General features: G+C 27.3%; 16 protein-coding genes and 1 tRNA gene. 13 read left to right on the top strand and 4 right to left on the bottom strand.

All coding sequences use genetic code 11. The features are described 5' to 3' along the window. Positions 1-29: 29 nt before the first annotated feature. Entirely contained in the window at positions 30-1,547 is a 1,518-nt protein-coding gene (locus DWZ53_RS09100) for an HAD family hydrolase (RefSeq protein ID WP_118433708.1), read from the bottom strand. A gap of 100 nt (positions 1,548-1,647) precedes the next feature. Here DWZ53_RS09100 and DWZ53_RS09095 point away from each other — a divergent pair. Then, positions 1,648-1,723: transfer RNA gene (locus tag DWZ53_RS09095), tRNA-Lys, on the top strand. Positions 1,724-1,865: 142 nt separating this feature from the next. Here the strand turns inward: DWZ53_RS09095 and DWZ53_RS09090 are convergent. From DWZ53_RS09090 to DWZ53_RS09080, 3 genes are all read right to left on the bottom strand, one after another. After that, positions 1,866-3,008, bottom strand: coding sequence for a site-specific integrase (locus DWZ53_RS09090; protein ID WP_118433706.1), 1,143 nt, complete (start codon positions 3,006-3,008; stop codon positions 1,866-1,868). Positions 3,009-3,164: 156 nt separating this feature from the next. Next, positions 3,165-4,547 (bottom strand): exonuclease domain-containing protein, encoded by a 1,383-nt coding sequence (locus tag DWZ53_RS09085; RefSeq protein ID WP_118433704.1) that lies wholly within the window; start codon positions 4,545-4,547, stop codon positions 3,165-3,167. A 33-nt stretch (positions 4,548-4,580) separates the two neighbouring features. Beyond that, a complete protein-coding gene (locus DWZ53_RS09080) occupies positions 4,581-4,802 on the bottom strand; it encodes a helix-turn-helix domain-containing protein (RefSeq protein ID WP_158568231.1) in 222 nt (73 codons plus the stop codon). Between the two features lie 162 nt (positions 4,803-4,964). On the opposite strand from DWZ53_RS09080, the gene DWZ53_RS09075 reads away from it, so the two are divergent. From DWZ53_RS09075 to DWZ53_RS09015, 12 genes are all read left to right on the top strand, one after another. Beyond that, positions 4,965-5,159, top strand: a complete 195-nt coding sequence (locus tag DWZ53_RS09075; protein ID WP_118433700.1) for a helix-turn-helix transcriptional regulator — start codon at positions 4,965-4,967, stop codon at positions 5,157-5,159. A 123-nt stretch (positions 5,160-5,282) separates the two neighbouring features. After that, positions 5,283-5,633, top strand: coding sequence for a hypothetical protein (locus DWZ53_RS09070; RefSeq protein WP_118433698.1), 351 nt, complete (start codon positions 5,283-5,285; stop codon positions 5,631-5,633). A gap of 101 nt (positions 5,634-5,734) precedes the next feature. Further along, on the top strand, positions 5,735-5,953 hold the full coding sequence (locus DWZ53_RS09065) for a hypothetical protein (protein ID WP_118433696.1): 219 nt from the start codon (positions 5,735-5,737) through the stop codon (positions 5,951-5,953). A gap of 391 nt (positions 5,954-6,344) precedes the next feature. Then, a complete protein-coding gene (locus DWZ53_RS09060; RefSeq protein WP_118433694.1) occupies positions 6,345-6,539 on the top strand; it encodes a hypothetical protein in 195 nt (64 codons plus the stop codon). A gap of 292 nt (positions 6,540-6,831) precedes the next feature. Further along, positions 6,832-7,143, top strand: coding sequence for a hypothetical protein (locus tag DWZ53_RS09055; protein WP_118433692.1), 312 nt, complete (start codon positions 6,832-6,834; stop codon positions 7,141-7,143). A 138-nt stretch (positions 7,144-7,281) separates the two neighbouring features. Beyond that, positions 7,282-8,172, top strand: a complete 891-nt coding sequence (locus DWZ53_RS09050) for a hypothetical protein (protein WP_118433690.1) — start codon at positions 7,282-7,284, stop codon at positions 8,170-8,172. Further along, entirely contained in the window at positions 8,169-9,068 is a 900-nt protein-coding gene (locus DWZ53_RS09045) for a site-specific integrase (RefSeq protein ID WP_118433688.1), read from the top strand. The genes DWZ53_RS09050 and DWZ53_RS09045 overlap by 4 nt, the downstream gene beginning before the upstream one ends. Positions 9,069-9,082: 14 nt before the next feature. After that, complete coding sequence (locus tag DWZ53_RS09040) at positions 9,083-9,625, top strand: hypothetical protein (RefSeq protein ID WP_118433686.1); 543 nt, start codon at positions 9,083-9,085, stop codon at positions 9,623-9,625. A 309-nt stretch (positions 9,626-9,934) separates the two neighbouring features. Continuing rightward, a complete protein-coding gene (locus DWZ53_RS09030) occupies positions 9,935-10,504 on the top strand; it encodes a hypothetical protein (protein WP_118433682.1) in 570 nt (189 codons plus the stop codon). A 12-nt stretch (positions 10,505-10,516) separates the two neighbouring features. Beyond that, positions 10,517-11,077, top strand: coding sequence for a Cas9 inhibitor AcrIIA9 family protein (locus tag DWZ53_RS09025; RefSeq protein WP_118433680.1), 561 nt, complete (start codon positions 10,517-10,519; stop codon positions 11,075-11,077). Then, positions 11,064-12,563 carry a PcfJ domain-containing protein gene (locus tag DWZ53_RS09020; protein WP_158568229.1) on the top strand — a complete coding sequence of 500 codons (1,500 nt, stop codon included), beginning with the start codon at positions 11,064-11,066 and terminating at the stop codon, positions 12,561-12,563. Before DWZ53_RS09025 ends, DWZ53_RS09020 begins: the two co-directional genes overlap by 14 nt. Beyond that, entirely contained in the window at positions 12,553-12,816 is a 264-nt protein-coding gene (locus tag DWZ53_RS09015) for a hypothetical protein (RefSeq protein ID WP_118433676.1), read from the top strand. The genes DWZ53_RS09020 and DWZ53_RS09015 overlap by 11 nt, the downstream gene beginning before the upstream one ends. The last annotated feature ends 5 nt before the right edge of the window (positions 12,817-12,821 follow it).

Here is a 12,821-nt window from a genome sequence, read left to right as displayed (position 1 = left end):
TTATTGGCCGAAACAATCTCAACCACAAGTTATTTTAAATTACCCTTGTTTGTTAACGAATAAATTAATTTGATGATATAGATAATCATAAGATTAAATATACTGGTAAATACGACTTGCCATGCCAGTGGTGAAAGCAGATGACTATTATTTAATAATTGATTGTATGTTGGTATGATGTGTATAATTTGATGACAAGCATTAAAAATAAAACTAAACAATCCCCAAACAATATTTAAATACGATTGAACAATAAAATAAATTGATTTTAAAATTAGGGATTGATCATTAAAGTAATCATTTAAAATCAATGATACAAGCAAGCAAATAAATACAATTAAAATTGAAATAAGAACATTACATATAAAGTCTATACCGTGATCTAAAACTGTTTTTTTAGATTTGATTTGTCTATTGCTTTGGTCATGATCTACTTGTAAAATGTCTTCATTATCTTGTTGTGCAGTTTCTGCTTCACTTTGACCGTTAATAATATCCATTAATTCATTCATGCGTTTTGCATCAATAGAGATTGCTGAAGTAGCCGATGTGACATGATGGTCACTGAATTTTTCGGAAATTGAATCATCAGATTCATCGATTTGTTTTGAAGGTTTATTTATACTACTACTTTGAATGCTATCTTGTGTATCTTCGAGATGTTTATTTTCGCTATTTTGATTTTGAATCGGATTATGAGTAGGAATACGTTTTTTATTAAGTAAATGATAAAAATATTGATATGTACGTTCTACAAGTGAAATTAATTGTGGGTCATCGGCATACTTTTCTAGTAATTGATGATAGGTATGCGTTAACTGTGTTTCATTCATGTTTTTTGACATTCCCAAGATAGGTGAGAACATTTCTAATGTATCATATTTAGAAAATAACAGGATGTTGATAATTTCTAGATTGTTTTTAGCTGTTTTATATACACTTTCTTCAATGGTTGGCGTAGGTGCAACTAAATCCATCATATAAATGACATTCATATATAGTTTATTAGCGGCTTCTACTAATGAAGGAAAGTTTGCTACAACAAGCGTATGGTCATAACTGATATTCATTTGTTTACATATAGTCGATAAAATTTGAGAATCAGGAAGAGGATTAATTTGACTATCTCCTCCGATAACAAAATCAACATTTTTATAAATTCCAGTGAGTTGCATATATTGTATAGCACGCTTACATTTATGAGTTGTAATAACAGCTATTTTTATTCCTTTTTGGCGACAAAATTGAAGAAGTTCATCAACTCCTTCTTTTTTTATGTTTTGTTTTAATTTGCTATAAGCAAATAAATCTTTTTCAATCATTTGATTAAGATTTTGATTAGATATTTTATCCTGGATAGGAGAGCATTGATACATTGTGTTCATATTGCCTAAAGAAAGGGTAAATTCATCTTTAGATACAAAACAATCATACTTTTGACATGTATATTTTAAGTAATTATAACGAAGGTGGTTTAAATCTAATAATCCCCCATCCAAACTTAAAATGATAAGTTTTATATTTTCAATACTTTGATTGTAAAACATGCTATCCCTCCCTTATGGAATATTATAGCATATATTTATAAAATATATGAATAAAATATCTTGATTTTTATTCATATATGTAATAAAATAGTTTCGTTACCTCTCCGTAGCTCAGTTGGTAGAGCATCTGACTCTTAATCAGAGGGTCCACGGTTCGAGACCGTGCGGGGAGACCAATGACAAAATGGCTTAAACACTAGTGTTTACTAGATGTTTAGGCTTTTTTTATTTTATATAAATATTTTATGCTTATTTATATTTAGTTGTATTTAGATGAATTTAGTTGTCTTTTGCGTTGTCAAAAAGTTGTCAAAAAAACTACTCATTTGAGAGTAGTTTTTCAGTAATGTTTTTTTTATTTAATTCTAATTTATTTTTTATAAAATCCTCTAACGGACTATTCTCTCTTAATGATGATTTATCTAAATGAATATATACTTGAGTGAGCATTTTGCTGTCGGCATGCCCCATATAATATTCAGCTTCTTTTAATCGTACACCAGAATAATAAAGTAGAGTAGCATAGGTGTGTCTAAATGTATAAGGAGTAAATCCTTGTTCATTAAAATCAATATTTAATTCTAATGCCTTTAATTTGATTTTATCTTTTATTTTCTTGATTAGCCATTTGTAAGATTGGCTAGACATATATTTATCTTCTTTACTAGAGAGATTTGTAAATAGCTTGTTAGTTTGTATACTTGATAAATAATATCTTACAAAAGGTAAAATATTAGCAAATAGAGGTATATCTCTAACGCTGGTATTATTTTTAGTGAACTTTTGAAAGATTGCTTGATTGGAAACATAGACAACTGTTTTATTGATTCTTACATAGCCACTTGTTTGAGTAAGAAAAAAATCATCTTTAGTAAGTGCTCTTGTTTCTTCTGGACGAAGTCCACAGTATTTACTCATAATTACAAACATTTTTTCACGATCATTAAATTCAGCAACTTCAGTTAAATAAAATTCTTCATCGCTCAAAATTCTTTTTTCTTTTTTCTCAACTTTAGGTAATACAATTCTTCTACATGGATTTCTGTTTATTATTTCATCATCAATAGCATTTTCCAGTATTTGATTTAAAGTCATATAAGTTTTATTAGCGGTATTTGGTTTATCGGTCAATTCGTTAATTACTTTTTGAATATGTGACTTTTTTATATCTGTCACTTTCATATAATCAATTAATGTAAAATGATTTTTTAATATTGAATCATAACTAGCTATACTCTTAGCACTTATAGATGGCTTTTTATTATCAAACCAAACATATTTATAATCTTTAAAAAGAACGTCCTTTGAATGCAATGAAAGTCCTAATTCGTAATCTATTAATAATTGACGTTTATTTTTTTCTAATTCTGAAATTGTTTTTCCATAGACATAAAATCTTTTCTTATTCAAATAGATAGAAGTAGCATATCTTCCATCTTTTCTTTTTTTATATTTTGCCATAATAATTTTATCTCCTTGCTATTTTCTTTTTGTTTAATTCCATGAGCAAGTATGATAAAATAATAATGCTCATGGAATTTAATAAAATATAATGTGGTAGTTGTATTTTCTATTTTCATGTGCTTGATCAGTGATGCCAGTCACTGATCTTTTTTTCTACAAATTAAATAATTGTTCTTCTTTTATAACTGGTATATTATAGTCTTTTGCCTTTTTAAATTTTGTACCATAATTTCCATTTGAGTATCTTTGTGAACCTTCATTTCCTAAGACTAAATAATTTGTTGTCTTCTTAACATTTTTATCTATTGTGCCACCTTTAGAAATTATATAATTTTCAATTTCTTTTTTTGTACCATGTGAAAAATCACCACTCAAACAAAATGAATTGTTATTAAATATAACGATTTCTTTGTTTATTAATGAAACAGGATTTTTTATTTGAACAAAGACTTTTTTTAAATTTGAAATTTCTTCTTCTGTGATTATATTATCTTCTAGTATTGATTCTATTTCTTTGAATAATAAATCGTAGGGGAAATGTCCCTTTAAAAAAGTATTTTGGTAAAGCCATTCACGTAATGTCAAGACTTCTTGTTCGTTAATAACACTATCTGATTCAATACCGTTGATAATTCCTTGAAGTTCTTGAGTTGCTAATGTCTCAGGTGTTGAATTTAATTGATTAACATAAGTACTTATGTTCGATTTTAAAGTATTGAGTTCATCTAATGTGATAATATTGTCAGAGAGAATAGAATTAATAATATTGATAATATTCTTTATCTCTTTATCATAATTAAATTGCATGTGATCATCACGCCATTTAATAATATAATCTATTTCTTCCTTATCAATTTTATTATCCATACCTATGCCATTTAAAACACCTAAAAATGTACTAATCTCTCTATTTAATTCCGAATTATATACATAAGGTTTAAAGTTGAAATTATTAAATTGATATCTAGTAATATAGTCATTTATGTTAAATTTATAATTATGAACTAATTTTTCAAATAACGAAAGACATGCAGATGCATCGTCAATAGCATTATGATGATTGTTTAATTCAATTTCAAAATAGTTACATAAGGTAGATAATTTATAATTTTTTATATCGTAGCTGTTAATTAAAGATTTTGAGACTTGATAAGTATCAATATAATAAAGTTCAGGAATATTAATTTTATATCTTTGAAGATTTTTCACTATAGCATCTAGATCGGCATTTTGAACATTGTGTCCAACTATTATTGAATTAATAAAGTAATTTTCAATCTCACTCCATACATTATCAAAAGTAGGGCAATTTTTTACTTTACTTTTTGTTATATGGTTAACTGATACACAATTTTGATCAAATCCATCATTAGGGTTGATATAATAATTAAAATCTTTTTTTGTTTTTCCGTTTTTTTGAATTAAAGCGATTTGACATATACTTTTATTTTTATTGTTTGACCATTCACAGTCAAGAAACAAATAGTTTTTATCTGATGAAACTATTTGTTTTTTTAAATTAGATAAAATGCCCATTTTTCTTCCTCCTAAGATAAGTAAAAATATATATTAGTCATTCTTTATTTTTTTAAATAAAACTTCTATATCGATATTGTATAATTCACATAGTTCAAATAATGTACTAGCGCTAATGCTGTTTCTACCTTTTTCATATCCATGTAATGTATATCTTGATTTACCAATAATATTAGAAACATCTTGTAATGACATTGAGCAATTGTCACGAGCCTTTTTTAATTCTTGACCTATTTTCTCATCTATAGTTTTCATTGTAATGTACCTCCATGAATATATTAACATTATGTGTTGTTAAAAGAAACAAAAAAATAGAAGATAAAACAAAAAAACAAATAAATAACCAAAAAAAGTGTTGCAATACAACACACGGAATGATACTATTGTGTTGTACTAAAACACGGACGGAGGGAGAAAATGGAAAGAAAATACACATTAAAAGAAATTAGAATACTAACAAATGATATGACTCAAGAGGAATTTGCAAAAATGATAGGGATTGAATATAGGAGATATCAAAATCTAGAAAGTGGCAAAGTTAAGTTATTAGCTAAAGAATTATTTCAAATATGCGATAATACAGCCTTTTCGCCAAAACAAGTAAAATTATAATTTTTTTTGGTGAAAACGTGTTGTAACAGAACACAAAAAAATGCAAAGGAGTATTTTTTGTGTAATTAAGAAACATAGAAAATAAAAAAATACAACTACCACTAAAAATAAGGAGTAATAAATATGTCAAAAGACAGAGAAGGATATATGAAAGAACCTAAAGGCTTATATACATATTTGATTGAACCAAGTATTAAAGGTGATTTAGATAAAGATATTAATTGTGTTATAAACGCAACAGATCAATTGATAAAAGGCAAAAAGGATGAGGATATTGTAATTCATTGTAAAGGAATTCAGTTATATCCAAAAAAACTAAATTCTTTAAGTCATGCATTTGATGATTTTATTAGTGATATGAAAAATCAATTATCTGATGATGAATATAAACTATTAGAAAATAAAATAAAAACACTTCAATCCCTAATAGATGATTTAAAAGAGAATTGCAGTGTTTCGTTATTTCTTTATTAATTCTTAATAAATATTCTTTCATCTTTATAAAACTGATGGTAAAAAATGTCGAAAACAAAAAAATACAACTACCACTAACTATAAATAAAGGAGCATAGAAAATGGAAAATACAACTACCACTAATGAATATCCAAAGAGGTACATGACAATCAAAGAATTAGTGCCATATGGATTTTCATCTTATGAATTAAAAAAATTTATTGAAATAAAAGGATTTCCTGCCTATAAACCACCAGGAAAAACATCTGCATGGAAGATTGATACTTCCAAGTTAGATAAATGGTTAATGAGAAGATTTGGTACAAAGGGGGAAGGGTAATTAGAAATTATATAGCTATTTAATCTTCATTTATTATCTCTAAGCAATGTATTTCAAAAAGAAAAGACATACTAATGTATGCCTAATGCGTTGAATATTAAATTTTTAAGAAGTTCAAAAATTAACATTTCAATAAAAGCTGGTAACTTTCCTTTAATGAAACATATGATTTTTGATTTTGAGTAACTTTTCATATTAAATTTAAAATTTTCAAACGCAATTTGTTTAATACATTTTTCTTCAGGAGGTCCCTGCGGGATGTAATCATAGTTATTATTTAAAATGCTTAAATCGGGTATAGCAATTTAAAAAAATATTTTAGCATGAAGTACATTGCTTCGAGGTAATAAATGAAAAGTGACGATACAAAAAAGGAAGGAGCAAAATTTAAATGAAAAAAATTTCTAAAAAGGGATTAACTGCCTTGTTAATCTTATCTTTATTAGCAAACATAGGCATGTATGTCTATGGACAATCTCTTACAAATGAGATTGCAAGTCAAAGAGAGGAAATAGCTGACCTAAATGCCCAGTATAAACTGCTTCAAGCAGAGTACCAGGAACAATCATATCAAATAAACAAATAACATGTGTTTGTTATTTGTTAGCAGCAATAGAGAGAATTTAACTGTTGCATAATTTGGCATAATTACCTTTTCTACCTTACATATAACTATCTATTGTTGCTAAGAGGTAATAAACCTCTAGCAAATTAGGATATTGAAAAAAGTTATCCTCCGAAAAAAACAATTGAATAAAAAACTAACACAAAAATGAAAGAAATATTTACAAAGTTAAATGCTAAGAATGATGCATAGTTTAGACATGTTCAAATTTCAATATCCTATTTGTTTTTATAAAAAAGAAAGGAGCATAAGCATGGAAAATGAAATTATAAAAGACCTCAAGCGTATACAAAAAATCAGTACAAGAAATGTACTGATTGATTTTGCAAAGGCAAGTATGCTTGCTAAATACAAATTTCCAAGTCCAGGAGATACAGGTGAATTTGATGAAATTATGGAAAATTATCAAACCTCTGATTCTATCTTAATGGGATATTACGGACAACTTATTTTTAACGAAAAGGATGTAAGGAGTAAGTTGTTATATCTAAATAAAATGGTTAATGAAGATCATAAAGATATCTACGATAAAACCTACTGGTTTATCATGGGTAAATTCTCATAAAAAAAAGAAACCAACAACAAATGTTATTGGCATCTTTTATCGACTTTCTTCAACATAGTCATTATAACATACATGTTTAAAAAAACATAGATATAATGGCAAAAAAGTCGGATAAAAGGTGTCTATGTCGGGCTTGTAATGAATCATAACAAGTCAACGAAAAGAAAACCATATATAGATTATGATTATGAGAATTACTATGATAATCGATTTAATCAAGAAGATTTAGATATAAAGAAGCTATTAGATAAAAATTTAATAGGTGTTCAGTATTGTTCAAAAACAATACAATCTGGAAACCAATTTGAAATTGAAATATATCCATTATTTTCAAAAAAGGAAATGGATAAATTCAATCCGAGTAAGAAGCCAACAAGACTTGCACAAAAATCATTAAATGATAGAAATGCTAGAAAACATTTTATCCGGTTAATTAATAACAATTTCAATAAAGATGATTATGTAATGCATTTAACATATTCAAATGAAAATCTTCCACCAACAATAGAAGCTGCTGAAAAGGAAGTATATAAATTCATTAGAAAAATCAATTACAGGAGAAAGAAACTTGGATTAAAAAATGCTAAATGGATATATGTTACTGAACATGATCCTAATAAAAAAATAAGAATTCATCATCACTTGATAATTGAAAAAGGATTAGACAGAAAGTTGATGAAAGATTTATGGATGTTGGGAACACGTATAAAGGTTGAAGAACTAGAACCGGATGAAGATGGGCTAACTGGTTTAGCAACCTATCTTTCCAAAGACCCCAAAGGAAAAAAGAGATGGAAGGGTTCTAAATGGTTGAAAAAACCAATAGAGCGAAAAAGCTATACTGTTTTTTCTAAAAAGAAGATAAAGAACATGATCAGTAATGAAATGCTTGTTTCTCAATACTTAAATGCTAATTACAAGTCTAAAAAATATGTTAAGCATGAAATCCGTTACAACAAAGTTAATCGCATGTATTACATATATGCAAGGATGATTAATAAAAAAGTTAATGAAAGGAGAACGATTTGAGATTTACAAAGGAACTGATGCTAAATTACATAGATGATTTCATTGATGAAGAAATTATGGATGAAAAATCAAAGGCAACCCAAGTTAAATACAAAAATGTAGTGACTTCTTTTGTTAATTATTTTAATAAAGATCAAGTTGGAAAAGATGATTTTATTGAATATAAAGAAATGCTCATGAAAAAGTATGCAATTAAAACAATCAATAATTACATCATCATCATCAATAAATTCATCAAGTATGTAGAGATGAATGAAAAAGGCATTTGGGAAGAAAAAAACATTAAAAAGTATGATAGCAAACTTTGTTTGAAGCCAATAAAGGAGCAGGAGAAAACAAATATTGAAAATGTAATAGATCCACAAGACTTCAAAAGGCTGCTAAGGATGGCCAAGAAGCAAGGACAGATGGATATGTATTACATCATGAAAATATTTGCTTATACTGGTGTTCGTTTGAGTGAGTTAGAATATTTTACTGTTGAAAATATCGAAAATGGAAAGCAGTATATAAAAGTTTACAACAAAGGAAAAATACGAGAAGTTCCATTGAGAAGTGATTTAAGAAGGGAACTATTGAAGTATGCCAAGAAACAAGGAATTGAAACAGGTACATTGTTTCCTGGATATAAGAATGATGGAACTATGCTGACTGAAAAGACGATTCAAAACAGGTTAAAGAGATTATGTGGAATGTGTCGAGGCATAAAACTTGAAAAAGCACATCCTCATGCTTTCAGACACATGTTTGCTATTCAATGGGTACATACAAATGGTCAAGCCAGTTTGTCCGAACTGTCAAAGATATTAGGCCATAGCGATGTCAAAACCACCGCTATATATACAAATACAAGTCAAAAAGAAAAGAAGCGTAAGGTTGAAGCCATACGCTATTAGAAAGGAAGATAGAAATGAAAATAAACTATTTTGAAAAATTCGTTGATAACAAAGTATTCATCAAAATTAAAAATCAAGATGAAAAAGAACTGTTTTTGGAAATATGTTCAGGGAAAGGACTGACATTTAGTGGAACGAAAGGTGCAGAAGACTTTGTCAAGTGTAGTCATTATCCAATGTACGCTTTCTATACAAGGTTTTGTGGAATAGCATATACTGAAAGAGCTACATCGCATGATATTATGCCGGCTATTAGTATTAATCAGTTAGATTTGAATATCAAAGAAAATAATAGAAAAATAATCGGTTACGAAATTGAAGAACCGCAACATACTTTTGATAAAAAAGGAATGTTTATTAAAGTTGATGGTACCAGAACATTAGGCGATGGACTTATCTATGTAAAGGCAATGGATTTCTATAGAACAAATGCGGACAAAATAGATGATCCAGAAGATGTTATAACTATATTAGGCGAGGGAGCATTAAATGAATGGATTTACAATGTACACTACTTAAAACCGGAAGTTAGAAATGAAAAAAGTAATGAAAAATAATAGTCAAAAAAAACACAAAGTTTTTTGATTAAAAAATATCTTGAAACCGTTGGTATATATAGAGTTTAAGAGATTGATTAACTTTCGTATAATTACTAGTTAAACGAAAGCATTAAGAGAGGAAAAAAGGCATGAAAAAGACATACAAAAAGATAACTTTTACATGCACTTCATATGATGAACTGATTGAAATTTATCAATCCAAATATGAAGAAAATTATTATCTAATTAGTTATAGGCTAACAAAGATAATCGAATTGGAATATAAAGCAGTCATGCTGCTATATCCAAGAAAGGAGCAAATAATCAATGAATGAAATGTTAATAGCAAAGGAAGAACCTTTGTACAAATACGTTAAAGGGATGTTTACATTAATTAACAAAGATAACCAAAGTACAGTTTTTATCAGTGATGATGCGATTTATTGTAAAACAAAAAATATCTGCTATCAGTTAAAAGCGGATATCTATGGAAATTCTATTTTTAATGAACTTGATCAGGAACAGGAATATGAATTATCCAAGTTGCCAGGAGATACATATCGTTTAAAAGCAATCGGTTTTAATCATGAAAAGGAAAAAACATATAATGCAATCATTGAATGCTGTGTTAAAGAAAAAGGCATATGTTTTATAGATGCAGGTGAATTTGGTGCAGTTTCAAAAATATCTATCAATTCAAGATACTGTATGAGTGATTCATATGCTAAATCAGTTGAAAAGTTTGGAGAATGTGGTGTTTATCTAAATTCAACGGGTAATTACATAATTCTTTCTAAAGCTGAACAGAAAAATGAAATCATATTTAGAATTGCTAAAGCATATTATTCTATCTCTTTAGATGATATCGAAGCCGAGAAACGAGCAAATAGCAATTAGAGGTAAAATTGTATGGATAAATTTGAAAAAGAGTTAAATGAAACAAAAAACCCATGGGTAAAGAGGATAGGAAACTATCTTCTTTCTAGAAGTGACATTAAAGAAAATTTAAAAAAAGAGAAAAAGAGTTTAGAAGAATGCTTTAAATACGTTATACAAGAGATATCAAAAAAATGTGAAAGAAACAACAATATAGGATATGCAGCTGGTGATGATCAAGAATTATTTGATTTGGCGGTCCATTATTATGATGAAGATGATTTGAAAATCGAAAATCTAAATTTTAAAACAAATGCAAATGGAACTGCCAGTGCAGAAGATTTAGCAAAGAAAGTAAATCATTCTAATAAAACAAATAAAATTAATGAAAATCATAAAACTGACCAAAAAGCAATTGATGAAGCAGTAAAAAAGGCACTTGATTCTTACAAACAAGAAGAAAAAGAAAGAGAGCAAAAGAAAAAAGAAGAACAAAAGGCTAGAAAAATGCAACAAAAAGCCAAAAAGAAGAAAATTGATGAATCACAAATGGATATTTTCGCTTTTTTAGGTGATGAAAATGAAAGTATATAAATATCAAGTTGAAAATGAATTGGCACAGATGAAGCCAATTGATAGATCGTATTTTGGAACGTATTTAGATAGAATTTCACTAAAAAAAAACAAGATAATTCTTTTTAAAAATAGAAAAGAAAATACGAATACATATTACTGTACAAATTGTAAAAAATGGCATGTTGCTGATTATAAAAAGATAGAAAAAATAAAATTACGAGATACTTTCAAGTGTGAAAACTGTAATCATTGGTTTTATACTCAATATTATCACAATGTTTTAAAGGACCAGAAGTATTACATAACATTAATTGATAGTAATGAAAGAAATGAACTGATTTTAAGAATATTTTGTTTTAAAAAAATATACAAAGCAAAAGAAGGACTTTTTGATGAAAATATTATTGAAGTAGAAAGGATAAACCTTGATAGAAAAATATGTGTATCAAACAGAAACACTTATAAACCAATGGGATCGTATGGTGAGCTATATCATCGGTTTTTAGATTTAGGGTGGAAAAGAGACAAAGCTGGTTATCATAATTATTACAATATGGATTTGGTATATAAACCAACCAAAAATTTAAAAAAAGTAATGCAAAATAATGATTTATACAAATATTCGTGTCTTGATATTGCGATTAAAAAGAAAATTGATGTACTTGGTTATTTAAATTTGTATCGAAAATATCCAAAAATAGAAATGATGATGAAATTGAACTGTACAAACTTTATCAAAAGCATTGCACATTCTTATTACTATTTAGGATATGAAAATGAACTTAATAAAATAGAAAAAAAGGATATGAATGTTTTAAAAAAATACGATTATACTGTTGAGCAATATAAGGTTTATAAAAAATTTAATATTGTAGAACCTGTATTAATAAATAAGGCTAGAAGCGTAAATGCGCTAAACATAGTAAATATACCAATACCACCTAATATAAAGACTGTTTTTTATAAAAAAATAGAAAGAATAATCAATTATTTGTATCAAAAAGAATATTCAATTATTGATTATAAAGATTATCTAAAAAATTGTGAACTATTAGGAATGGATATATCTGATAAAAAAGTATTATTTCCATCTGATCCTAAAGCAGCACATGATGAAGTTGAATCAAAGTTTCAAAACAATAGGATTGCTATCAATAATAAGCGCATATTTGAATATGCTAAAGAACTGAAAAAATATATCTATGTTGAGAATAAACTAATCATTAGACCTACACAATCTCAAGACGAACTGATCAATGAATCAAGAGAATTACATCACTGTGTTAGAACATATGCTGATAATGTTGCAAATAAAGAAACAGCTATTATGTTTATTAGAAAAAAGAATGAACCCAACAAACCTTACGTTACTTTAGAATTGCAAAATAAAACAGTAATACAATGCAGAGCATGTGATAATCATGTACCGGAGAGATCAGTTATTAATTTTGTTAATAGATGGTGTGAAATCAATCATTTTAGGAGTTGTTTCAATGCTCAATGATGAAAAATTGAAGGAAGCACTTTTGGAATGGGCAAATATCCATTATTTGCCTGTTCTAGAAGAAAATGAAGAACTTAAAGCAAAGTTAATGTATTTAGATAATGAAAGGTATCGTTATAGAAAAATGGCTCATGATTACAAATCAAAATTAGATGGAAAATCTAAACAAATAGATAGTTTGAAATTTGAACTTGATAAATTAAAAAAACAGTATGCACAGTTAAAGTTTATAAGCACATATAAGAAAGGATGATTTAA

This window comes from Coprobacillus sp. AF33-1AC (genome assembly GCF_003475785.1).
GTDB lineage: Bacteria > Bacillota_I > Bacilli_A > Erysipelotrichales > Coprobacillaceae > Faecalibacillus.
This window is presented reverse-complemented; position numbering and strand designations above follow the sequence as displayed.